General features: G+C 67.1%; 20 protein-coding genes. 11 read left to right on the top strand and 9 right to left on the bottom strand.

Annotated features, from left to right (window positions below; genetic code table 11):
• The first annotated feature begins 157 nt into the window (after positions 1-157).
• Entirely contained in the window at positions 158-841 is a 684-nt protein-coding gene (locus tag GGD82_RS01010; protein WP_150060618.1) for a YiaD family glycine zipper/OmpA-like lipoprotein, read from the top strand.
• A gap of 115 nt (positions 842-956) precedes the next feature.
• Here GGD82_RS01010 and pal read toward each other — a convergent pair whose 3' ends face one another.
• Positions 957-1,442, bottom strand: a complete 486-nt coding sequence (pal, locus tag GGD82_RS01005; protein WP_150060619.1) for a peptidoglycan-associated lipoprotein Pal — start codon at positions 1,440-1,442, stop codon at positions 957-959.
• A gap of 253 nt (positions 1,443-1,695) precedes the next feature.
• Between pal and GGD82_RS01000 the strand changes: the two genes are divergently transcribed.
• From GGD82_RS01000 to GGD82_RS00985, 4 genes are all read left to right on the top strand, one after another.
• Complete coding sequence (locus GGD82_RS01000) at positions 1,696-2,712, top strand: NAD(P)H-dependent glycerol-3-phosphate dehydrogenase (RefSeq protein ID WP_150060620.1); 1,017 nt, start codon at positions 1,696-1,698, stop codon at positions 2,710-2,712.
• A 109-nt stretch (positions 2,713-2,821) separates the two neighbouring features.
• Complete coding sequence (locus GGD82_RS00995; protein WP_150060621.1) at positions 2,822-3,109, top strand: YciI family protein; 288 nt, start codon at positions 2,822-2,824, stop codon at positions 3,107-3,109.
• A 33-nt stretch (positions 3,110-3,142) separates the two neighbouring features.
• Entirely contained in the window at positions 3,143-3,433 is a 291-nt protein-coding gene (locus tag GGD82_RS00990; protein WP_150060622.1) for a YciI family protein, read from the top strand.
• Between the two features lie 25 nt (positions 3,434-3,458).
• On the top strand, positions 3,459-3,878 hold the full coding sequence (locus GGD82_RS00985; protein WP_150060623.1) for an EVE domain-containing protein: 420 nt from the start codon (positions 3,459-3,461) through the stop codon (positions 3,876-3,878).
• A 372-nt stretch (positions 3,879-4,250) separates the two neighbouring features.
• Here the strand turns inward: GGD82_RS00985 and GGD82_RS00980 are convergent, their stop codons facing one another.
• Genes GGD82_RS00980 through gpmI form a run of 3 tightly spaced genes read right to left on the bottom strand, consistent with a single transcriptional unit; the run spans position 4,251 to position 8,600 of the window.
• The gene (locus GGD82_RS00980; RefSeq protein WP_150060624.1) at positions 4,251-5,576 is read right to left on the bottom strand and encodes a S41 family peptidase; all 1,326 of its coding nucleotides are present in this window, start codon (positions 5,574-5,576) and stop codon (positions 4,251-4,253) included.
• Positions 5,573-7,045 carry a murein hydrolase activator EnvC family protein gene (locus GGD82_RS00975; protein ID WP_150060625.1) on the bottom strand — a complete coding sequence of 491 codons (1,473 nt, stop codon included), beginning with the start codon at positions 7,043-7,045 and terminating at the stop codon, positions 5,573-5,575. Before GGD82_RS00975 ends, GGD82_RS00980 begins: the two co-directional genes overlap by 4 nt.
• Positions 7,014-8,600, bottom strand: coding sequence for a 2,3-bisphosphoglycerate-independent phosphoglycerate mutase (gene gpmI / locus GGD82_RS00970; protein ID WP_150060626.1), 1,587 nt, complete (start codon positions 8,598-8,600; stop codon positions 7,014-7,016). Before gpmI ends, GGD82_RS00975 begins: the two co-directional genes overlap by 32 nt.
• Positions 8,601-9,014: 414 nt before the next feature.
• Here gpmI and GGD82_RS00965 point away from each other — a divergent pair, with 414 nt between their 5' ends.
• The 3 genes from GGD82_RS00965 (at position 9,015) to GGD82_RS00955 (ending at position 12,410) form a co-directional block, all read left to right on the top strand.
• Complete coding sequence (locus tag GGD82_RS00965; RefSeq protein ID WP_150060627.1) at positions 9,015-9,800, top strand: protein phosphatase CheZ; 786 nt, start codon at positions 9,015-9,017, stop codon at positions 9,798-9,800.
• Positions 9,801-10,165: 365 nt separating this feature from the next.
• A complete protein-coding gene (locus GGD82_RS00960) occupies positions 10,166-10,792 on the top strand; it encodes an urease subunit gamma (protein ID WP_150060628.1) in 627 nt (208 codons plus the stop codon).
• Positions 10,793-10,796: 4 nt separating this feature from the next.
• Positions 10,797-12,410 carry an urease subunit alpha gene (locus GGD82_RS00955; protein WP_150060629.1) on the top strand — a complete coding sequence of 538 codons (1,614 nt, stop codon included), beginning with the start codon at positions 10,797-10,799 and terminating at the stop codon, positions 12,408-12,410.
• Positions 12,411-12,462: 52 nt separating this feature from the next.
• Here the strand turns inward: GGD82_RS00955 and cobS are convergent, their stop codons facing one another.
• From cobS to GGD82_RS00940, 3 genes are all read right to left on the bottom strand, one after another.
• A complete protein-coding gene (cobS, locus tag GGD82_RS00950; protein ID WP_150060630.1) occupies positions 12,463-13,449 on the bottom strand; it encodes a cobaltochelatase subunit CobS in 987 nt (328 codons plus the stop codon).
• Between the two features lie 80 nt (positions 13,450-13,529).
• Entirely contained in the window at positions 13,530-14,183 is a 654-nt protein-coding gene (locus GGD82_RS00945) for a J domain-containing protein (RefSeq protein ID WP_150060631.1), read from the bottom strand.
• A 96-nt stretch (positions 14,184-14,279) separates the two neighbouring features.
• On the bottom strand, positions 14,280-16,034 hold the full coding sequence (locus GGD82_RS00940) for a transglycosylase domain-containing protein (RefSeq protein WP_170284113.1): 1,755 nt from the start codon (positions 16,032-16,034) through the stop codon (positions 14,280-14,282).
• A gap of 658 nt (positions 16,035-16,692) precedes the next feature.
• Here GGD82_RS00940 and GGD82_RS00935 point away from each other — a divergent pair.
• The 3 genes from GGD82_RS00935 to GGD82_RS00925 all read left to right on the top strand — a co-directional run bounded on the left by GGD82_RS00935 (position 16,693) and on the right by GGD82_RS00925 (position 20,332).
• Entirely contained in the window at positions 16,693-16,905 is a 213-nt protein-coding gene (locus tag GGD82_RS00935) for a ribbon-helix-helix protein, CopG family (protein ID WP_150060633.1), read from the top strand.
• 484 nt (positions 16,906-17,389) lie between these two features.
• Entirely contained in the window at positions 17,390-18,172 is a 783-nt protein-coding gene (locus tag GGD82_RS00930; RefSeq protein WP_246163670.1) for a substrate-binding periplasmic protein, read from the top strand.
• A gap of 9 nt (positions 18,173-18,181) precedes the next feature.
• Positions 18,182-20,332, top strand: coding sequence for a PAS domain-containing sensor histidine kinase (locus GGD82_RS00925; RefSeq protein ID WP_150060634.1), 2,151 nt, complete (start codon positions 18,182-18,184; stop codon positions 20,330-20,332).
• A 24-nt stretch (positions 20,333-20,356) separates the two neighbouring features.
• Here GGD82_RS00925 and GGD82_RS00920 read toward each other — a convergent pair whose 3' ends face one another.
• Positions 20,357-20,635, bottom strand: coding sequence for a hypothetical protein (locus GGD82_RS00920; protein ID WP_150060635.1), 279 nt, complete (start codon positions 20,633-20,635; stop codon positions 20,357-20,359).
• Between the two features lie 456 nt (positions 20,636-21,091).
• Positions 21,092-21,718 (bottom strand): LysE family translocator, encoded by a 627-nt coding sequence (locus GGD82_RS00915; RefSeq protein WP_246163671.1) that lies wholly within the window; start codon positions 21,716-21,718, stop codon positions 21,092-21,094.
• Positions 21,719-21,902 lie beyond the last annotated feature (184 nt).

Here is a 21,902-nt window from a genome sequence, read left to right as displayed (position 1 = left end):
CACTCGTCATCGTGCCCTGCCCCCTTGCTTCCCCGGCGGTCGCCGCACGCGGCGCTGTACGGAGGCTTGCCCCGCCGCACGCCCGCCCCGACAATGCCGTCTTTGGCCATCATCAGACGTGTTTCAATCCCTCGGACCCACCAACGGAGCCCGCGTCATGCCCCGGTTCACGCCCAGGTTCACGCACCATCGTCTTCGTGCCGCCGTCTTTCTCGTGCCGATGAGCGGCCTTTTTCTCGCCGGCTGCACCGCCAACAACAACGGGTACTACACCACCCAGGGCGCGGGGGTCGGGGCTCTGGGCGGCGCGGCCGCCGGTGCCGCCATCGGCGCGGTGGCCGGCAGCAACGTTGCGCGCTCCGCCCTCATCGGCGCGGGCGTGGGCGTTCTGGCCGGTGGCGCAGTCGGGGCCTACATGGACAGCCAGGAGGAGGAACTGCGACGGAACCTCGCCGGCACGAACGTCTCCGTCCAGCGCCAGGGCGATTCCCTGCTGCTTGTGATGCCGGCCAATGTAACCTTCGCGTTCGATTCGTCCGACATCGCGCCGACGTTCCAGCCCACTCTCACCGAGGTGGCCACGACGCTGCGCAACAATCCGCAAACCTACATCCAGGTGCACGGGCACACGGACGCGGTTGGCAGTGAAACCTACAATCAGGGTCTGTCGGAGCGACGCGCGCAATCCGTGGTCAACTTCCTGCTGGGCCAGGGCATCCTGCCGGAGCGCCTGTACTGGCAGGGTCACGGCGAAACGCAGCCCATCGCCACCAACGATACGGCGGCCGGCCGCCAGCAGAACCGGCGCGTCGAGATACGGATCATCCCGCACACCGCCTGACGGCGCCACGTCACGGCCGTGACGCAAAAACGGAACGGCCACCGCACGGACCGGGACCCGTCAAGGTCCCGACCCGAAGCGGTGGCCGAACTGCGTCCACCGGTGCGGCGCGCGCTTAGCGCAGGGTGGTGACACCCCGGCGGTTGCGCGACCAACAGCTTTCGGTCGCTTCGGTGCAGGTCGGACGCTCCTTGCCGTAGGAGACGGTGGACAGGCGCTGCGACGGCACGCCCAGGGTCACCAAGTAGTTCCGGACCGCATTGGCGCGGCGCTCACCCAAGGCGAGGTTGTACTCGCGAGTGCCACGCTCGTCAGCGTGACCTTCGATGGTCGCCGAGTACTGCCCGTACTGCTGCAGCCACGCAGCCTGACGCCGCAGGGTCTGCTGAGCCTGGGAGTCGAGGTTGTAGGAGTCAAAACCGAAGAAGATCCGGTCTCCGACTTCCTGAACAAACTCCTGCTGACTGCCCGCGGCAGGACCACTGGGCGCCGTGACCGGAGCGGCACCGCCGCCCGCCTGACCGGACCCACTCTCGGGCGTGGACGAACAGGCGGCGAGCAGCACGGAGGCGGCCACAACCGAGATAAACTTGAGCTTCATGGAATAGACTCCAGGACCGATGAAACGCCGGCATGGCCGGATTAAGCCAGCCGTAGGGCTCGGGAGAGTGGGTAAGGAAGCGGCCGCGAAACCGGACGGACTTCGCCCCGTTTGAGCCTTGCGGTATTTATCCAAACCCGCATGAAAAATACAACAGGGAAAGCGGACATCCGTGCCATCGGAGTGTGGATTCGGGGCTCCGAAACCAGCCCAGCCCCTTGCGCTGGGCCGCCACCGCCGCCATAACCCGGACATGAGCCATTCCATCGAACACATCGGCATCCTGGGCGGCGGCGCCTGGGGCACCGCCCTGGCCAGTTCCGCCCGACGGGCGGGGCGACCGGTCTCTTTATGGGCGCGCGAGCCCGAGGTCGTCGCGGCCATTCGCGCCAACAACGCCAACCCCGATTTTCTGCCCGGTGTGGACCTCCCGGAGGGCATCGACGCCACCACCGACGCGACCGCCGTCGTGGCGAGGGCGGACGCCGTCCTTCTGGTCACACCGGCGCAAGCGGTGCGTGCCACCTGCACGGCGCTCGCGCCCCACTGGCGCCCCGGTGTCCCGGTTGTGATCTGCGCCAAGGGCCTGGAGACCGCCACCGGCGCCATGATGGGCGATGTGGTCGCCGACGCCTTGCCGATGGCCCCACTCGCCGTGCTGTCGGGCCCGACGTTCGCCAGCGAGGTCGGGCGGGGCTGCCCCACGGCGCTGACCCTGGCCTGTGCCGACCGCGCCCTCGGCGAGGCCCTGGTCCATGCGTTGGGCACGCCGACCTTCCGCCCCTATTGGAGCGACGACGTTACCGGCGTCCAGGTCGGCGGCGCCGTCAAGAACGTGCTCGCCATCGCCTGCGGCATCGTCGAGGGACGGGGGCTGGGCGATAACGCCCGCGCCGCCCTGGTGACACGAGGCCTCGCGGAGCTGTCGCGCCTTGCCGGCGCTCTGGGCGGCCGGCCGGACACACTGATGGGCCTGTCCGGGCTGGGCGACCTGCTGCTGACCGCGACGTCGATGCAGTCCCGCAACTACTCGCTGGGGGTCGCTCTGGGCGAGGGCCGCACGCTCGCCGAGGTTCTGGGGGAACGCCGGTCCGTGGCGGAGGGGGTGCACACCGCCCGCGCGGTCGCCGAAATGGGCATCCGGCTTGGTGTCGATCTGCCGATCAGCGCAGCCGTCGACGCGGTACTCAATCAGGACGCCGACCTCGACCGGGCGATTGTCGGGCTGCTCTCCCGCCCCTTCCGGCCAGAACCGGATCACAATAGCTGACCGGGAGCTAACCGGGCTTGGCCGTTCCACGGTCCCAGGGGGGGGTGGTCGCCTGCCAGCCCCCCTGCTAGACTCCCCAGTCGAATCATTCCGTCGAGGACTCGCGTACATGTTGTATGTCATCTATTGCCTGGACAAACCCAACAGCCGGGATCTGCGCTTGGCCACGCGCCAGGACCACCTCACCCATGCGAAGGCGCACAACGACGCCATCCGGCTGGGGGGGCCCTTGCTGACCGACGATGGCGACGGGATGGTGGGGAGTCTTTTGATCGTGGACATGCCGGACAAGGCCGCCGTCGAGGCGTTCGTCCGCGACGATCCCTATTTCAAGGCCGGCCTGTTCGAGGCCGTGCTGATTCGCCCCTTCAAACAGGTCCTCCCCATTGCGGAGTAGCCGCCCACCCCGGTCGCAGGAGGTCCCTGGATCATGTTGTGGATGATCAATTGTGTGGATGCGCCGAACAGCGCCGCGCTCCGCGCCGCGCACCGGGACGCGCACTACACACACCTGGAAGCGAACGCCGACCATCTCGTTGTGGCGGGACCGCTTCAGAATGAAGCCCGCACTGCCAGCGTGGGCAGCCTGCTGATCGTGGACTTCCCGGACCGCGACGGGGCCGTATCCTTCGCCCAGAGAGACCCGTTCAACAAGGCCGGCGTGTTCGCCTCGGTCACCATCTGCCCGTTTCGGCGGACCCTGCCGATCGAGCCGACCTGACCCGCGCCCCTAGGAGAGGACAGCCTTGGCACACTGGCTGATGAAATCCGAACCCGGGGCGTGGTCCTGGGACGATCAGGTTCGCGTCGGTGTCGAGCCGTGGGACGGCGTGCGCAACCATCAGGCGTCCAACAACATGAAGGCGATGCGCCTGGACGACACCGCCTTTTTTTATCACTCGGTCAACGAGAAGCGCATTGTCGGCATCGTCCGCGTGGTCCGGGAATACTATCCCGATCCCTCGGATGCCTCGGGCCGGTTCGGCATGGTGGATGTGGAGGCCGTGTGCCCCGTCCCCCAGCCGGTCACCCTGGCGACCATCAAGGCGGATCCACGTCTGGCCGACCTGCCCCTGATCCGCCAATCGCGTCTGTCCGTGATGCCGATCCCGGATGAAGCATGGGCCATGTTGTGCGCCATGGGTGGGGTCAGCACCCCGCCCTGATCCCGCCCCCCCATCATACGGCAGAGAAAAACCCGGGCGCCCCAAAAGGCCGACCCGGGTTTTTTTATGTCGCCGTTTTTATCGCTTCGGGGCCGTTGTACCGGCACGCTTTTGAAATTCGCCGTGCCGTGGGTTGGGTCCCTTGCGAGATCCCTCCACTCGCTTCGCTCGGTCGGGATGAGACTGTACTTTGTTTTATAAAGAAAAAATCCCACCCCGAACGCCCTGATAGGGGCGGAGGGATCTTGAGAGCCTTACTGTCGCGGTCCGGGTTCCTTCAAGAGCGTGACGGTTAAAGACCCGCCGAAGCCCGCGAAACATCCTGCACCGGGGGCGCGACCGGATTCGGGCCGCACCCCCATGCGCGGAGCCCTATTGCAGGGCGGCCCGTTCCCGGTACAGCGCCAGTCCGTGCAGCAGGTCGATGGCGCGGGCCAGCTGGTAGTCCTCGACCGCCTCGTCGCCATCCTCGGCGGCCGCCGCCTCGTCGCCCTCCGAGGCGGCCGGCGGTTCGGCGACGGCATCGTCTTCCCCACTATCCACGTCCAGCGCGTTGCGCAGGTCGGCCTCACTGCGACGCCCGGGAACGTTCATGACCTCCAGGCGAGCCGGCGGCACGATGATGTCCGGCTCGATCCCCTTGGCCTGGATGGACCGGCCCGACGGTGTGTAGTAGCGCGCGGTGGTGATCCGCATGGCCCCCTCGCCGCTCAGCGGCACGATGGTCTGGACCGAGCCCTTACCGAAGCTCTTGGTCCCGACCACAAGCGCCCGGCCGTGATCCTGAAGCGCGCCGGCCACGATCTCGGACGCGGAGGCGGAGCCGCCGTTGACGATCACAACGAGCGGCAGGCCACCCGCCAGATCGCCGCTGTGCGCGTTGAACCGCTGCGTATCGTCCAGATCGCGTGAGCGGGTCGAGACGATCTCCCCCTTGTCGAGGAAGGCGTCGGACACGGCCACCGCCTGATCGAGCAGACCGCCGGGATTGTTACGCAGATCCAGGACATAGCCCTTGAGGGTCTCACCCGCCTCGTCGGTCAGCGTGTCGATGGCCTCGCGCAGCCCGCTGTCGGTTTGCTCCGTGAACGACGTGATGCGGAGATAGCCGATATCACCGCCCTCCAGCCGGGAGCGCACCGATTTGATGGTGATGATGTCGCGCGTGATGGTCACGTCGAACGGCTCACCGGTCTGGCGCCGCACGGTCAGAACGATGTCCGTCCCGACCCGGCCGCGCATACGGTCCACCGCCTCGTTGAGCGTCAGGCCGCTGACCGCCTCCCCGTCCAGATGCGTGATCAGGTCCCCCGGCTCCAGGCCGGCGCGCGCGGCGGGCGTGTCATCAATCGGCGAAACGACCTTGACGAGGCCGTTCTCCATCGTGACCTCAATGCCGAGCCCGCCGAACTCACCCCGGGTCTGAACCTGCATGTCCTTGAAGTGATCGCGGTTCAGATAGCCGGAGTGCGGGTCCAGCGAGGTCAGCATGCCATTGATCGCGGCCTCCATAAGCTCGCGGTCATCCACCGGCTCGACATAGTCCTGTTTCACCCGCTCGAACACGGTCGCGAACAGCTCCATGAGCCGATAGGTCTCGTCATCCCGCGCCGCGGCGTTCGGGGCGAAGGAAACGGTGCCCAGCACCATCAATGCGATAGCGCCGGAGGCGACGATCAGGAGCGTTTTGCGCATCATCCCTTTCCAGTGTCCGTGCCCGCCGCCAACCAGGGCAGGGGGTTGATGGGCCGGCCATCCCGGCGGAGTTCAATATAGAGGGAGGGGTTGTTCTCTCCCATCACACCGATGGGCTCCCCTGCCCGCACCGCCTGTCCGACGTGTCCGTCGAGCCGGTCCATCCCGGCGAGCAGCGAATGATATCCATCGGTATGTTCGATAATCAAGAGAAGGCCATAGCCGCGAAACGGTCCGGCAAAGGCCACCGTGCCGTCGAACGGCGCCACAACCTGCGCCCCGGCCCGGGTGTTCACAGTCAGGCCTTTGCTCGCACCGCCCAGGGCGTCCGGCTGGCCGTACCGCGTGACGATCGAGCCACGCGCCGGTATCGGCATCGCGCCCTTGCCGGTGGCGAATGCCCGCACCGTCATCGGCTCGGGCAGCGGTGTCAAGGGGCCCGGGTCCGTGACCATGGCAACCTCGGTCACATCCGGCGGGGAGTCAACGGTCGGGGTGGCACTTTCGGAAACCGGTGCGAGAGCGGGAGCGGAGGCGACCGCGTCCGCCGCGGCCCTTGCGGCTTCCTCGGCCTCCGCCGCGGCCTGTGCCTCGGCCACCGCGCGCGCCGCCTCTGCCGCCGCCGCGCGCCGGGCTGCTTCCGCTGCGGCGGCACGACGGGCCTCCTCCGCCCGACGCAGCGCGGCCAGGGCCTCGCGCCGTTTGCGTTCTTCTTCCAGGCGCCGGATCAGGTCCCGTAGGTCGGCCGCCTCCCGGCCGAGGCGCTCCACACGCACGGCAGCCTCGCGCTCCTGCTCCAGCGTGTGGCGCTGCAACGCGGCCTTGCGATCGAACAGATCCTCAAGGCGGGCATGGGCCGAGCGGAGCGACGCGCCCTCATCCACGATGGCGGCGCGTTGTTCCGTGATCGCCGTATCCAGGGCACGCAAGGTTTCCAGTTCCCGGGCCAGGGCACGCGCGTTTTCTCGGATGCGGGGAATGGCGGCGCCCAGCAGGATGGCGCTGCGCACCGTGTCGGCCGGGGGCGCGGGTTGAACGACCAACGCCTCGGTCGGGCGCCACGCCAGACGCTGAATGGCGGTCAGAACGTGGGCCATCTGCGTATCGCGCATGGACAGCGCGGCAGCCACCACGTTTCTCTCGTCGCGAAGCGACGAGAGGCGCTCTTCCAGTGTGGACAGCCGCGTCTCCGCCTCTTGGATCGCGGCCGCGCTTTCAATCACCTGATCGCGCACGCTGCGCAGCTCGGCGGCCAGGGCCTCGCGCTTGGCCCGGAGCGCTTCCCGGGCCTCCCGCTCGCTCTCCAGGCGTTCCTCGACGGACTGCAAGGCGCGCGCGGGGTCGGGCGCGGTGGCCCAACTTGGACCGACGCTCCCGAGGCCCCCGAGACCGAGGACGACAATGGTGGCAAGGCCCGTAGCACGCACCCGGCGGGTCCGTCTAGTCGGCCAAGGCTCCCGCGCGTGCGCCATGCCGCGCCTCCTGCACGTCGACGAGGGATTGCCCCGTCATCTCCGACGGCTGCGGCAACCCCATGAGATGGAGCAGCGTCGGCGAAACATCGGCCAAGCGCCCATCGTGCAGCGTGGCGCCTTCCGGCCCATTGACCAGGATCGCGTCGACCTTGCCGACCGTATGCGCCGTGTACGGCTGGCCGGTCTGCGGATCACGCATCATTTCGAGGTTGCCGTGATCGGCGGTCACGAGCATCACGCCCCCGGCTGCCCGCACGGCCTCTTCCAAACGGGCAAGGCAACCATCCACGGCCACCGCCGCCTTCATGGCGGCCTCCAGGATGCCACTGTGCCCGACCATGTCGCCGTTGGCGAAGTTCACGATCACAGTGTCGAACTTACCCGACCCGATGGCCTCGACCAGACGATCCGTAACTTCCGGCGCGCTCATCTCCGGCTGAAGGTCGTAGGTGGCGACCTTCGGGCTGGGCACCAGAATACGCTCCTCGCCGGGGAACTGCGTCTCCTCGCCGCCGTTGAAAAAGAAGGTGACGTGCGCGTACTTCTCCGTCTCGGCAATGCGAAGCTGGGTCAGGCCGGCGTTGGCGACCACCTCGCCGAAAATGCCCGTGAGGGCCTCCGGTGGGAACAGGGTCTCCATCCAGGCGTTGTGCGCCTTGGAATACTCGGCAAGCCCGGCGGCCCCCGCAAATGACACGACCCGGCGGCGCGCGAAGCCGTCGAACGCCGGATCCAGCAGCGCCGCGAGGATCTCGCGGGCGCGGTCGGCCCGAAAGTTGGCCATCAGCACGCCGTCGCCGTCGCGCATGCCCTCGTAGCCGTCGATCACCATGGGCTTGACGAACTCGTCGGTCTGCCCCGCGTCATAGGCGGCCTGCATCCCGGACACCGGATCCGTCGCCTCGGCCACGCCATCGCCGTCGACCATCGCGTTGTAGGCCAGTTCCACACGGTCCCACCGCTTGTCCCGGTCCATGCCGTAATAGCGCCCGGAGACGACGCCGACCCGGCACCCGGGCACATCGGCGACGTCCGCCAGGAATGTCTCAAGATAGCCCTTACCGGACGACGGCGGCGTATCGCGCCCATCCATCAGCGCATGGACCACCACCGGCACGCCGGCCTCGCCCACTGCCTTGGCCAGGGCGGCCATGTGATCCTGGTGGGAATGGACCCCGCCGGGCGACATCAGCCCCATCAGATGGCAGGTGCCGCCGCTCGCCTTCAGGCGGTCGATCAGGCCGGTCAGGGCGGGGTTGGTCTGTATCGAGCCGTCTTCCACCGCGCTGTCGATGCGCGGCAGGTCCTGCACGACCACCCGACCCGCGCCGAGGTTCATGTGCCCGACCTCGGAGTTGCCCATCTGACCGCGCGGCAAGCCGACGTCATCGCCGCTGGTCTCGATCAGGGCGTGCGGATTGTCCCGCAGCAGTCGGTCCCAGGTGGGGATGTCGGCGAGCGCGAGCGCGTTGTCTTCGGTCTCGTCGCGATGGCCCCAGCCGTCCAGGATGCACAGAACGACGGGACGAGGACGGTGCGTGGTCTCGGTCATGGCGGGCTCGTTCATCCTTTGCCGGTAGAGCGGATCAGCGTCCGGACCGTCGCTCAACAGCGGGGCGGACGGGCGCGACGGTACCACGGGTTTCGCCGGGCGTCATGCCGCGCCCTCGGGCGCGGTGCCGGAGTCGGCCACACAGGGAGCAACCCGGGTATCCCTGACGTCAATCATGGGCCATAAGTAGGTGGTCGAAGCCTGTCCGTCACCCCCTTCTCCACCCCGCAGCGGTCCCCACGCCACAGCGGCCCTAAGATTCCGTCTAACCGCCCCAAGGGCCCAAAGCCCTGGACTCGGTGGCGCCCCACCCTCTCGGTTGCCATGAACCCGCAAAACGATCAGAGATCCGCGACGCGCAGGGCCACGTAGAATGCGTTCGTCCGGTCTTCACGTTGAACGCGGGGTTTTCCCATGGCCACCTCCCGCCGCCCTTTCTCCGTCGAGCGGTTCCGTGCTCCGTCCCCCCACGCCGGCCCGCTTGGCGGACCGGACGTCCACGGTGATCGGGACACGGCCACCATCCTTAAGGCCATCGACCGGCTCGGGCATCGCCTGGACGCCTTGGACGCGCGGATTGAAGCGCAGCAGATCCCGGAGCCGCCGCCGCCGCCCGAACCCGATCCGAAGGAACTGCCAGACCCGGTGCGGGCCCGGATAGAGGAAGCGCAGATCCTCCGCATGGAGATCGTCGCCCTTGCCCGAAGCATCGAGGATACCAAGGTCGAGATCGCGCGGCTCCGCGACCAGCGCCCGGAGGGTGACCGCCTGACGGACATGGAGCAGGAGCTTGACGCCATCGTCGGGGCCACCGAGGGCGCCACCAACGGCATCCTGGACATCACGGAAACGGTGTCCGCCATGGTCGCCGAGATTCAATCGAATAACGAAGACGGGTATGTTCGCGGCCTGGCTGATGACATCCAGGAACGCCTGATGGGCATTTTCGAGCACTGCAATTTCCAGGACCTCACCGGGCAGCGCATCACAAAAGTTGTGAACGCGATGAAATACATAGAAGACCGCATTGACCGGATGATGGAAATCTGGGGCCGCGACGGATTCCTGACGGCCACGCAGGATCTCGCGGTTGCGGAAGCCGAGAAGACCGCCGCCCAACGGGACCGCGACCTGCTGAACGGCCCGCAAACCGGCAATAAAGGCATATCTCAGGACGAAATCGACGCCCTGTTCGGATAATACGGACCAACGCCGACGTTTTGCGGTGCTCCCTAGTAGCTCGCACCTGCAAAACAGATTATCGTTTGCGGATGGCTCGCGTGCCGGGTCCATGACCGTCGCGGACGGGCATGGCTGAAGGCTGACCAGACCCCGGCGGCCGCGCGGGACCGTTCTGTCCGCCGGGCGCTGTCGGCGCGCCCCCAATCCACTCTCATCGCGTTCCGTTGCGACACGATCTCCGGACGATCCCCCCGATGCGCGGACAGCGGCGCGCGGTGTGGGATTTCGTCGGTCCGGTGTCCGGCCGTCTGCGGAACGTCGGGGATCACCTCCCCGGCGCGGGTGCCGCGGAGGGAGGCCATGGGGTGAAGGAGGGGTTGCCGATGAAACTCACGCCACGCGAAACCGACAAGCTGATGGTGGCGATGGCCGCGCTGGTCGCGCGGCGGCGCCTGGACCGAGGCGTGCTTCTGAATCACCCGGAGGCCGTCGCGCTGATCTCGGATGCCGTCACGGAGGCCGCCCGCGACGGCCGCTCGATCGCCGAGGCAGCCGCCACTGCGGCGTCGGTCCTGACCCGCGATCAAGTCATGGACGGTGTCCCCGAGATGATCGAGACCCTTCAGATCGACGCCCTGTTTCCCGATGGCGTCAAGGTGGTCACGATTCGGAATCCGATTCGCACCAGTGACGCGCGGGTCCGGACCGGTCAGGTGATCCCCGCCCGCGACCCCGTGACCCTGAACGCGGACCGGCCCACCCGCACGCTGACCGTCAAGAACACGGGCGACCGTCCGATCGAGGTCGGCAGTCACTATCACTTCGCCGAAACCAATCCGGCGCTGTCCTTCGACCGCGACGCCGCGCGCGGATACCGCCTGGATGTCCCGGCCGGCGCGCGGGTACGGTTCGATCCCGGCGAATCGCGGACCGTAGCGCTGGTGGCCTACGGCGGCCGGCATGTGGTGACGGGGTTCCGGGGACTGGTCGACGGCGCGGTGGAGGACTGAACGCATGGCCCACGTGATGGATCGCGGCGCCTATGCCGCGCAGTACGGCCCCACGGTGGGGGACCGCGTCCGGCTGGCCGACACCGACCTCGTCATTGAGGTCGAGCGCGACCGGACCACCCCCGGCGAGGAAGTGACCGTCGGCGCCGGCGGTGTGGTTCGCGACGGCATGGGGCAATCCCAGACATGGCGCGGACAGGCGGCCGTCGACACGGTGATCGCAAACGCCCTGATCCTGGATGCCGAGCGCATCGAAAAGGCGGATATCGGAATCAAGGACGGCCGTATCGAGGCTATCGGCGCCGCCGGCAATCCGGACACCCAGCCGGATATCGACATCGTCATCGGCCCGGGGACTGAGATCGTCGATGCGGCCGGCCGCCTCGTCACGCCGGGCGGGGTCGATGCGCTGGTGACGTGGCTCGACCCGCGCCAGATCGACGACGCTTTGGCCTCCGGCATCACGACGATGCTGGGCGGCGGCACGGGACCGACCGCCGGCTCCCGCGCGGGCGCCAGCACGCCCGGCCCCTGGCATCTGTGGCGCATGCTCCAGGCGGCGGATGGCCTGCCCGTGAACCTCGGCTTCTATGGCAAAGGCAGCGCGAGCCGGCCCGGGGCCCTGGAGGAGCAGATTTCCGCCGGCGCCATCGGCCTGACCCTGCATGAGGCCTGGGGTGCCACGCCGAGCGCCATCGCGTGCTGTTTGTCCGTGGCCGAGCGCCTGAATGTGCAGGTCGTCTGCCACCTCGACCGCCTCAACGAGAGCGGATTCGCTGAGACCAGCCTGGAGGCGTTTGGCGACCAGACCGTGCATGCCGTGGTGTCGGACCCATCCCTGCGCGGCGGCCCCGCCGCGTCCGACGGTCTGGCCCTGGACGGCCTGGCCTTTTGCCAATCGGCAACGGTTCTGCCGGGAAGCGCCGCCACCGGAGCCTTTGGCGCGGCGACGATCCTTCATGACATGGGCGCACTATCGATCCTGGGGTCGGGCGCCCAGGCGCCGGTCGAGGACGGCGGATTGATCGCCCGCGCGTGGCAAAATACCCACGCCATGAAGGCGCTGCGCGGCCGCCTACCGGAGGAGAGGGGCGACAACGACAACATCCGGGTCCGTCGCACGCTGGCGAAGTACACCATCAATCCGGCCCTGGCGCATGGTGTCGCGGAACATGTCGGCGCCATCGCCGCCGGGCGGCTTGCCGATCTGGTGCTGTGGGACCCGGCGTTCTTCGGCGCGAAACCTGCCCTGGTCCTCAAGGGCGGAAGCGTTGTCCTGGCCGGGCCCGGCGACGCACAGCCCAGGGCATCCGACCGGGATCCGGCCGTCCTGCGACGGAGCTTCGGCGCCTTCGGGCGGGCGCTGACCCAAAGCAGCGTGACCTTCGTCTCGCATGAGGCCATTGCCACGGTGCTGGGGGGAACGCTGGGCCTGCGCAAGACCCTGGTGCCGGTCTCCGGCTGTCGCTCGGTCACGAAGGCCGACATGATCCTGAACACGGCTAGGCCGACGCTGGAGGTCGATCGCGCCACGGGCACGGTCCGCCTTGATGGCGCACCCCTAACGGTCCCGCCGGTGGCGGAGCGGCCGCTGACCCAGCGGTATTTCCTGTTCTGATCGGGCGTTCGGGGGGCGCGGGACGGACGCCGCACCGCGCCCCGTCCGATCCTCAGGTCACGGTCAGGTTGGCCGCGCTTTCCCGCAGTTCGGCACCGAAACACCGCTGATAATACTCGGCGATCAACGGGCGTTCGGTCTCGTCGCACTTGTTCAGGAAGGTGACGCGGAACGCAAAGGCCAGATCGCCGAAGATGGTGGCGTTCTCCGCCCAGGTCAGAACCGTCCGGGGGCTCATGACGGTCGAGATGTCGCCGTTGATGAAGCCGTTGCGGGTCAGATCGGCCACGGCCACCATCTGGCTGAGCACCTTGCGCCCCTCGGGCGTGTCGTACTCCGGCCGCTTGGCAGCGGAAATCTCCACCTCGGCGTCATGATCCAGATAGTTCAGGGTGGCGACGATGTTCCACCGGTCCATCTGGCCCTGATTGATCTGCTGGGTACCGTGATACAGGCCCGTCGTGTCGCCCAGGCCCACCGTGTTGGCGGTGGCGAACAGGCGGAACGACGGGTGCGGCCGGATCACCTTGTTCTGGTCCAGAAGGGTCAGGCGGCCCTCCACCTCCAGCACGCGCTGGATCACGAACATCACGTCGGGACGGCCGGCATCGTACTCGTCGAACACCAGGGCGCAGGCGTGTTGCAGCGCCCACGGCAGAATCCCCTCGCGGAACTCGGTCACCTGCAAGCCGTCGCGCAACACGATGGCGTCCTTGCCGACCAGATCGATGCGGCTGACGTGGCTGTCGAGGTTCACCCGGATGCACGGCCAGTTCAGGCGCGCAGCCACCTGCTCGATGTGGGTGGACTTGCCGGTGCCGTGGTAGCCCTGGATCATCACGCGACGGTTGTGCGCGAAGCCGGCCAAAATCGCCAGCGTGGTGTCCCGGTCAAAACGATAGTTGGAATCGAAATCTGGCACATGCTCGGTCCGGCGCTCGAACGCAGGCACCGTCATATCCGAATCGATGCCGAACGCATCGCGCACCGAAACCGTCGTATCCGGCTTGTCCAGGAGAGGTTCGGCCTGGATATCCATCGAATGTCCTCATGTCACGGAGATCAAAAAAGTTGGCGGAGAGTAATCCATGAGCCGGCGCGGTGGAAACCGCTTTCCGCCTAGTCGGACACCACCGCTAGGAGCACGTGGTAGGCCTCGCTGACCCGTTTGAATCGCTCCTCGGCGTCCTTGGCGCCGTTGTTCGCATCCGGGTGATGGCGCTTGACCAACACCTTGTAGCGTGCCCGCAACTCGGTTCGGGTGATCGGCCACGCCAGCTCCAGCTCCCGCAAGGCGCGATTTTCCTTGCTGTCGCGGCCGAACGGGCTGGCCGCTTCCTGCGCATGCCGATGCTCGGCCTCGCGCGCCGCCGCGAAAATCCCCATCGGGTCGTGAAACGACTCCGGATCCAGGCGATGCGGGCCGCCCTGGCTGACCGAGCCCATGCGCCATGTCGGGCGGTCCCAGATGGTCGAGGTCCGAACGTGGCGTTCGATCTCGTCCGCGTCCATACCCGCATAGTAGTTCCACGCCTTATTATAGGCGCGAACATGCTCGAGGCAAAATCTATAGTAGCTGCCGAGGCTGCGGTCCTTCGGTGCGCGATGTTCCCCCGGCTCTGAACACCCGGGAAACTCGCACAGCGGCTGAGACGACGTCGCGGCGCGTCCGTCGGCGAACCCCAGGAGATCGTCCAGGTCCGTCAGGCGGTCCGGCCGGCGGCGTCGGGCGGTGGCGCCCTGAGCACCCGATTTCCGTCCGTGAGCGACCATGATCGGCCTACTATGGGGATCGCCCGGCCCGGTGACAAGCGGCGCCGCGCGCGGACCGCCGACGCGATCCCGTCGCCCGACGGCGGAGGCGCGCGCTCACGGCCGCCAGCGTTCGAACAGGGACCGGAACACGGCGGCCGCCGGGCCGCCGCCCCCGAGGTGGTTCATGGGCCGGCCGTCATCGTCGCCGATCCAGACCCCGGCCACGGCGGCTCGACCGACGCCGTCCCGCACAAACCCAACAAACCAGGCATCACGATAGTCCTGCGTCGTGCCGGTCTTGCCGTAGGCCGTCAGACCCCGCGCGGCCGCCGGCTGCGCCGACCGTCCGGTGCCATAGGCCACCACCCCCCGCAGCATCGCGCGCATGGCCTCCACATGGTCCGGCGCCACCACGCGCGGCGGGTCGCCCTGCCGACGCCGGGCGTACACCGCCGTGCCGTCGCGCGCATCCACCCGCGCCACACCGTGGGGGATGGCCGCATACCCGCCGTTCACGAACGGCGCGTAGGCCGCCGTGAGATCGAGGGGCGACACCTCGCTGGTGCCCAGCACCATCGACGCATCTGCGCCGTCCACCGCCGTCAGGCCGAGGCGCCGAGCCACGCGCGCCACCCGGTCGCGGCCCGCCTGCATGGCGATCCGCACCGCCACGGTGTTGATGGACGCCGCCAGCGCATCGGCCATGGTGACAGGTCCGCGATAGCGCCCGTTAGCGTTGCGCGGCGACCACCCGCCCACGGACACCGGCGCGTCCTCGATCCGGGTGTCCGGGGTCAGGCCGGCCTCCAGCCCGGCCAGCCAGACCATCGGCTTGAAGGCGGATCCCGGTTGCCGGCGCGCCTGAACGGCGCGGTTGAACGGACTGTCCCGCCAGGATTTTCCGCCCACCATCGCCAGCACCGCGCCCTGCGGATCCAGCACCACGACCGCGCCCTGCGTGGCGCCGCGCGCCCGCGTGTCCGGGTCGTTCAGAACCCCCGCCAGCGCCGCCTCCGCCGCCGCCTGGGCCGCCGGTTCCAGGGTGGTCCGCACCCGCAGATCCCGGTCGAACACGCCGACGTACCCCCGCACGTTGTCCAGCACCCAGTCGGTGAAGTAGCGCGCCCCGCTGCCCGCGCCCCGCGCCAAGGCCAGGGACGGCCGGCCCTCCGCCGCGAGTCGCGCCGCCTCCGCCTGGGTCAGCACCCCCGTCTCGACCAGGTTGCCCAGCACCTCCAGGGCGCGCGCGTGCGCCTGATCCGGGTTGGCCGCCGGATTGTAGCGCGACGGGGCCTTCATCAGGCCGGCCAACACCGCCGCCTGATAGGGGGTGATCTCACGCAACGGACGGCGGAAGTAGCGCCGCGCGGCCGCGTCCATGCCCCATACGCCCGCCCCCAGGTACACGCGGTTCAGGTACAGGCCGAGGATCTGATCCTTGCTGAAGGTCGCTTCGAGCCACAGTGCGAGCAGAACCTCCTGCACCTTGCGGCGCAGCGTACGGTCGTTGGTCAGAAACAGGGTCTTGGCGACCTGCTGGGTGATGGTGCTGCCGCCCTGCACCACATGGCCGGCCCTCACGTTAACGACCATCGCGCGGGCGACGCCGAGAGGGTCCACGCCCCAATGGTCGCGAAAGCGCCGATCCTCCGTGGCCAGCACGGCCTTCACCAGGATCGGCGGCGCGGTCTCCACGCTCACCGGATCGCCGTAGACCTCGCCGGCCACGGCCAGCGGCGTCCCGTCCGCCGCCTCCACCGTGATTCCGGCCGGGCGCACGCGCGCCGTCGCGTCCCCAATGTCGGGCAGGTCGTAGGCGTAGAACAGAATGACGCAGCCGAGCGCCACAACGCTCCAGATGCTGGCCACAAGGCCCCATTGGACCACCGGCCAGGCCCGAAACCGCCCCCGAGCCGCCGTCCGCCGCCGGGGCGCCGACCGCCGCGGCCGACGGGCGGTTGCCTTACGGGCCGCCCGCGTCGCGCCGGGCGTCTTCGGCGTCGCGGCTTTGGACGTCGTTCCGGCGGTTTTTCGTTTCGGTGCCGCCTTTTGCGCCGGCTTTTTTGTCGACGGTCGGGGTCCAGCCTGTTTCGGCGGACCCGCCGCGTTCCGGCTTGTCTTCGCCTTACTCTTGGCCTTGCCCGGGGCCGTGCTCTTAGCCTTGCTCGGGGCCTTGCTCGGGGCCTTCCCCGCCGACGTCCGCTTTGTCGTGTCCTGAGTCGAAGGAGAGGTACGGGACCCACCCGATCGGCGACGCCGGGTCCCCGTGGCGCAATCCCCCCCGGTTCCACTCACCCTGCGTGCCATGCCATTTCATCTCTTATATCGCGCACGAATACGCCAAGAACCCACTCTAGGTAATTATCACCGTTACACATAAGCTCAAACAACCCTATACAATCATCGACGAACATGCCTTTCTTGTGGCATAAGACTTATGCAACGCGTGTTTAAAAGCGACGCCGCGCGTGTTTGAGTGTGTCGTATGACCTCCAGATGACGTAAACGCAAGAAGGGACGTCCGGTCATGACTGAGGACTCCACCCTGACGACCATGGTTCCGCCTGAACTCCTTGCGCGTGTCCGTACCATCGCCAAGCGTTCGGATCGCGAGTTCGCGGATTGTGTCCGCCAAGCCGTCACCGACTTCTGCGAAACTTGGGAATTGTATCACGAGACCGTTGATTCCATTCTACGGAACGACGATGAGCGCCCCTGCTTGCGCGTCGCCAACAGTTAACCCCTCCGACTCGTTTTTTCTGGGTATCGACACACAGCGGACCGCACCAAGGCGGCGGATGATCTGTGTCCGAGAACGAATCGCACACGCGCGTTCCTTCCTAACGCCTTGATTTACAAAAAATTAGATTTTGGCCGTTCCTCAGAAGACCGGCGGCGTCCGCGGGACCGCAGCGGCAGCGGCGCCCCCTGCCCCGTCCCTCACCAACTTCCGCTCGACTCGCTCCGGGTTCACCGATACGCTACTCAGCGTCTCCTTGGGGGGAGATGACAAGTCGTCACGGGGCCAGATCAGCGTCCGCCGAATAGAAACGGATCGCCTCCTTTCCAAACCAAAATCTGATACGCGGGCACGGACGTCTTGATACCCGTTTTTGCTTGGTGCGCACACGCTGAGGCAGGACAGGGTCATGATGTTTCCAGGGGCGTTTTGTAAACGGACAAGCCTCGGCCCGCTCCGTTGTTTCGCCTTTTTCGGGTTTTTGGTGTGCCTCCCGGTCCTGCTGGCCGGGACGGGGGGCGCCGCCGAACAGGCTGAGGATCGGGTCGATCATCTGGCGGCCATACAGGCCCGCGGAACCGTCCGAGTCTGCATCTGGCCCGGGTATTACTCCATCTCCTACCGCAACCCCCGGTCCGGCACCCTGGAAGGCATCGACATCGACATGGCGCATGCCCTGGCGGATGACCTTGGGGTGACCGTGGCGTTCGTGGACGGCTCATTCGCCGAGCTCGTCGCAGCCATGACCTCCGACCTGTGCGATATCGCCATGCATGGTGTGGGCGTGCGCGAAGACCGCGCGCAGTCCATGGCATTTTCGGAGCCCTACCTGACCAGCGGAATCTACGCCGTCGTGGACCGCCATACAGAAGGGTTCGACCAGTGGGCCGACATCGACGCGCCGGGGCATGTCGTCGTGGTCCAGAAGGGCACCTACATGGAGCCCGAAATGCGCTCGCGCTTGAAACAGGCGGAGCTCATGGTGGTGGATCAGTTCCGCGAACGCGAGGAGGCGGTCATCAGCGGTCGGGCCGATGTCTTCATGACGGACTATCCCTACGGTCGCCGCATGGTCGATCTGACGGACTGGGCGCGCCTGCTGAAACCGAGCGAGCCGGTGGCTCCGACGGACTACGCCTACGCCGTGCCCCTGGGTGACCCCGCGTGGCTGGCTCGCATCAACGCCTTCGTGCGGACGGTCAAGGCCGACGGACGGCTGCGAGCGGCGGCAACCCGCCATGGTCTCTTGCCGATCCTGGCCGACTAGGGGCAGACAATGGATCTATGGCGCACGCCTCGATCTCGACGTGCGGACGCGCCTCCGGCGCACGCCTACACCCTGTTCAGCCTGCCCCGCCTGCTCGCACCGAATGCCGTGGCGTGGGGAACGGCGGGACTGGCCAGCGGCGTGCTGCTCCTGTTCGTGCTGGGCGTTTTCGGCGTGGCCCTGATGGCGCGCGGGCAGGAGGTCGAGGAAGCCCGAGTCACCAGCGGGTTGGTGGAATACGGCATCACGCGCACACTGGAATCGGCGGAGTCTCTGTTGCTGACCGTTGCCAGCACCGTCGCCCAGGACGGTGAGGACGGCGCGCCCGGCCCCATCGTCCATGACTGGCCGGATATTCAAGGGGTCGTTACACGCAGCATTCGCTTTGTCCCATCCATTCGCCAGGTTCTGGTCGTAAACCGGGACAGCGAAATCCTAATGGATACATCGGGGCGCGATGTCGGGCGGCGGCTGGATCGCGGAGCCTTGGGGATCCCTAGCCCACCCACGGACCCGGCGGGCACATCCGCCCTGTTTCGAGGAATCGCGATCGGCACCCTGACCCAGGGCCGTTTCCTGCCCGTCGTCGGCGTATCGGCGGACCCGAGCGCCCGCGCGACAGTTCCCATGAGCCTTTGGGCCTCGCCCCAGTTTCTGGTCGTCGTCGCCATGAACCCCGGCAGCGTAAAACGCATCCTGCACCACGCCGTCAATGGACCGGTCCGGCAGGTGGCGCTGACCACCCTGGATGGTACGCCCATTCTGACGGTCGGAACGTCGCACACCCCGCCGCCGGATGCATTCCGAACGACGGTGCCGACCGTCGTCTCCTCCGGAGCCGAGTTGGGCACGGTTTCCGTGACCGGCGGCCAGCAGATCGTCGCGCTGTCGTCGCACTTTCCAGTCGCAGTCGTCGCGCATCTGTCCAACCTCGAACACCTGCTGAACTGGCTGCGCGAAAACGTGGTGCTGCTGTTCTGGGGTGCGGTGACAGCGGTCGGCGTCGTGGTTGCCGGACACCTGCTGATGCGCGAGACGGTGCAGCGGCTGCGCCTGGAGAACCGTCTCGCCCTGGTGTCCCTGACCGAGGCGGTGTTCGCGCACTCCGCGGAAGCCATGTTGATCGTGGATCGGAAGCGCCGTGTCCTCGCCGCAAACCCGGCCTTTCAGTCCGCGACCGGCCACGCCCCGGACGCCGTGATCGGAACGCCGTTGGCCGGACTGGTCTCACCCGCCCCGGAACTGGACAGCCCCGACATGAGCGAGACGGTCCGGCGCACCCTCCCCTACTGGCACCTCCAGGCCCGCGAGGGCGCACCACGCGCCGTCGAGTACCGCGAGGCGCCGCTGTCCCCCGACGCCACGATCATCACGCTCAACGACATCACCGAGCGTATCGCGTCGGAGCGAGCGCTTCAGGCGGCCGTGCAGCGCGCGGAGCTGGCCAGCAAGGCCAAGTCCGAGTTCCTCGCGTCGATGAGCCACGAGCTGCGCACACCGCTCAACGCCATTCTCGGATTCTCGGAGGTCATGCGCGAGGGAGTCTTCGGACCGGTCGGCGGCCCCCGGTACGAGGAGTACTTGCAGGATATCCAGGCCAGCGGCATCCACCTTCGCGACGTCATCAACGACCTGCTTGATCTCGCCAAGATCGAGGCGGGCAGCCTCGACCTGGACCCCGAGGACATCCATGTAGCCGACGAAATCCGCACCTGCTGCCGGCTCGTGGGCAAGCGCGCCCAGGATCACGGCCTGACCCTGACCGACGCGGTGCCGGAAGACCTGCCTACGCTGAACACGGATCGTCAGGTGTTTCGCCAGCTCATGTTCAACCTGCTGTCCAACGCCATAAAATTCACCCCCACCGGCGGCCGCATTACCGTGGACTGCGCGGTGTCGTCGAACCAGGGCCTCGCGGTTTCCGTCGCCGATACCGGCCTCGGCATCTCGGCGGCCGATCAGAAGCGGATCTTCGACGCATACGAACGGGCGGTGAACACCGAAACCCGCAACATCCAGGGCAGCGGCCTCGGCTTGTCCCTGGTCAAGGCCATGATGGAGGTTCAGGGCGGAGCCGTCAGCGTTCAGAGCCGTCCAGGCGAAGGCTCCGTCTTCACCCTGTGGTTTCCACCGACACGCCTGGGACCCGCCGCGTCGTAACGGCCTTAGAGCCCGCCTGCCCCTTCAGTACGGGCTAACCCGTCTGTGCTGGGCGGCGATGCGTTTGTAGAACCCGGGATCGTCCAGGGCGGTGACGGAGATCGTTCGATAGCCGAGATGGGCGTCCTGGTCGGGTACCAGCCGGGCGTGCGGAGGAATGCCCTCGAAGTGCACGATCTGGCGCACGGTCCACATGGACTGATACTGGCCGTCCGTCTTGACGTAGCGGTCTCCAACCTGAATGCCGTGGCGGCTCGGCAGGCCGTTGCTCACACCATCCAACAAGCGTCGCAGAAAGCTCATGGTCTGCTCTCCGAGCACGCGCCGGACCACCGTTCCCAGGCCGTCGGCGGCAACGGCCCGCCACTCACGCCCAGGCGCCGCGTGTCGACCGGCGCGCCGGTCCGTCTCCGACACAAACAATCATCAAGACCAACCGCTTAAGTTGACGCCCACACAAAGGCGCCGAGAAAGTAAAGCACACGGGGACTCGGGTGTACAAGCCGCTTTCATGAAAACACGTGCGGAATCAAACACGGAGGTTGATCAAAATCCGGACGTACCGTCTCGCCAATCCGGCCCCCAGCCGCAGGGTGCCGTATCTTCACCCGATCCCACATCCCGCACTGCGCCACCGCCCGTCTTGCCGTGAACGCTGCCGCGCCCGGGGATCCGCCGCAGCGACAGCGATACCAAAGGCCGGAGCCTTTGCCTGTACGGCTGGATGCGCCAGTTTCAAAAAAAGCACGGAACGTGCGGTCAATGCCGACCGACGGCCAGTTTCGCCGCCAAACCAACGAAAATAAAACTCGTCACGTACTGAAGACCACGGGCGGCATGTTTATTCCGCGCCAGGATGCCGCGTATGCGTCCCGCAAAGATACCGACGAGGCCATTTATAAGGGTGCCGCCGATGTTAAGGATTGTTCCAAACACCAGAAACTGAACCAGGATTGAGCCACCAGCCGGATCCACAAATTGCGGAACAAGCGCGAGCATGAAGATCGCGACTTTGGGGTTGAGCAGACACACCACCACCCCGTCTCTCCAGGCCTGAAACGCATCGGATCGGACGGTTTGCGCGGGCGACATCGACCCGGCGGGGGATCGAAACGTTTGCACGGCCAGATACAGAAGATAGGCGACGCCGGTCCACCGGATCACCTCGAATGCCACCGGATGGGCGGCAATCAGGGCCGCCAGCCCAAGCCCCCCGGCCAAAGCGTGAATGAAAGACCCCGTTGCAATACCGACCGACGCAGCAAGGCCCGTCTTCGGACCAGATCGCGCACCCTGGCCGAGACAGAAGAGCATGTCGGCGCCCGGCGTCAGATTCAAAGCCAGGGCGACCGGAACGAAGACATACAGGGTTTGCGGATCAATCACGATGAGGCTCCCGCGAGAAGCGGAAATCGAAAGCCGCGGCACGGAGCCCGGAGCTTCAAGCGGATCGCGCCACCGGATCCGTCACATCCCAGGGCACACGTAAGACCTGCGTACACGCCTAGGACATGTGCACCCCACGCGGTCTGGACACCATGGTGCCCGACCGCGCACATACGGGGTGTAT

Origin of the sequence: Roseospira marina (assembly GCF_014197855.1) — a bacterium.
GTDB classification, from domain to species: domain Bacteria; phylum Pseudomonadota; class Alphaproteobacteria; order Rhodospirillales; family Rhodospirillaceae; genus Rhodospira; species Rhodospira marina.
Note: the sequence above shows the minus strand (reverse complement) of the source record. Positions and strands in the feature narration are given on the sequence as shown.

Excerpts from the sequence above, each read along its gene's own strand:
- GGD82_RS01010 (WP_150060618.1), top strand. The coding sequence starts at position 158 with ATGCCCCGGTTCACGCCCAGGTTCACGCACCATCGTCTTCGTGCCGCC.
- pal (WP_150060619.1), bottom strand. The coding sequence starts at position 1,442 with ATGAAGCTCAAGTTTATCTCGGTTGTGGCCGCCTCCGTGCTGCTCGCC.
- GGD82_RS01000 (WP_150060620.1), top strand. The coding sequence starts at position 1,696 with ATGAGCCATTCCATCGAACACATCGGCATCCTGGGCGGCGGCGCCTGG.
- GGD82_RS00995 (WP_150060621.1), top strand. The coding sequence starts at position 2,822 with ATGTTGTATGTCATCTATTGCCTGGACAAACCCAACAGCCGGGATCTG.
- GGD82_RS00990 (WP_150060622.1), top strand. The coding sequence starts at position 3,143 with ATGTTGTGGATGATCAATTGTGTGGATGCGCCGAACAGCGCCGCGCTC.
- GGD82_RS00980 (WP_150060624.1), bottom strand. The coding sequence starts at position 5,576 with ATGATGCGCAAAACGCTCCTGATCGTCGCCTCCGGCGCTATCGCATTG.
- GGD82_RS00975 (WP_150060625.1), bottom strand. The coding sequence starts at position 7,045 with ATGGCGCACGCGCGGGAGCCTTGGCCGACTAGACGGACCCGCCGGGTG.
- gpmI (WP_150060626.1), bottom strand. The coding sequence starts at position 8,600 with ATGACCGAGACCACGCACCGTCCTCGTCCCGTCGTTCTGTGCATCCTG.
- GGD82_RS00965 (WP_150060627.1), top strand. The coding sequence starts at position 9,015 with ATGGCCACCTCCCGCCGCCCTTTCTCCGTCGAGCGGTTCCGTGCTCCG.
- GGD82_RS00960 (WP_150060628.1), top strand. The coding sequence starts at position 10,166 with ATGAAACTCACGCCACGCGAAACCGACAAGCTGATGGTGGCGATGGCC.
- GGD82_RS00955 (WP_150060629.1), top strand. The coding sequence starts at position 10,797 with ATGGCCCACGTGATGGATCGCGGCGCCTATGCCGCGCAGTACGGCCCC.
- cobS (WP_150060630.1), bottom strand. The coding sequence starts at position 13,449 with ATGGATATCCAGGCCGAACCTCTCCTGGACAAGCCGGATACGACGGTT.
- GGD82_RS00945 (WP_150060631.1), bottom strand. The coding sequence starts at position 14,183 with ATGGTCGCTCACGGACGGAAATCGGGTGCTCAGGGCGCCACCGCCCGA.
- GGD82_RS00935 (WP_150060633.1), top strand. The coding sequence starts at position 16,693 with ATGACTGAGGACTCCACCCTGACGACCATGGTTCCGCCTGAACTCCTT.
- GGD82_RS00925 (WP_150060634.1), top strand. The coding sequence starts at position 18,182 with ATGGATCTATGGCGCACGCCTCGATCTCGACGTGCGGACGCGCCTCCG.
- GGD82_RS00920 (WP_150060635.1), bottom strand. The coding sequence starts at position 20,635 with ATGAGCTTTCTGCGACGCTTGTTGGATGGTGTGAGCAACGGCCTGCCG.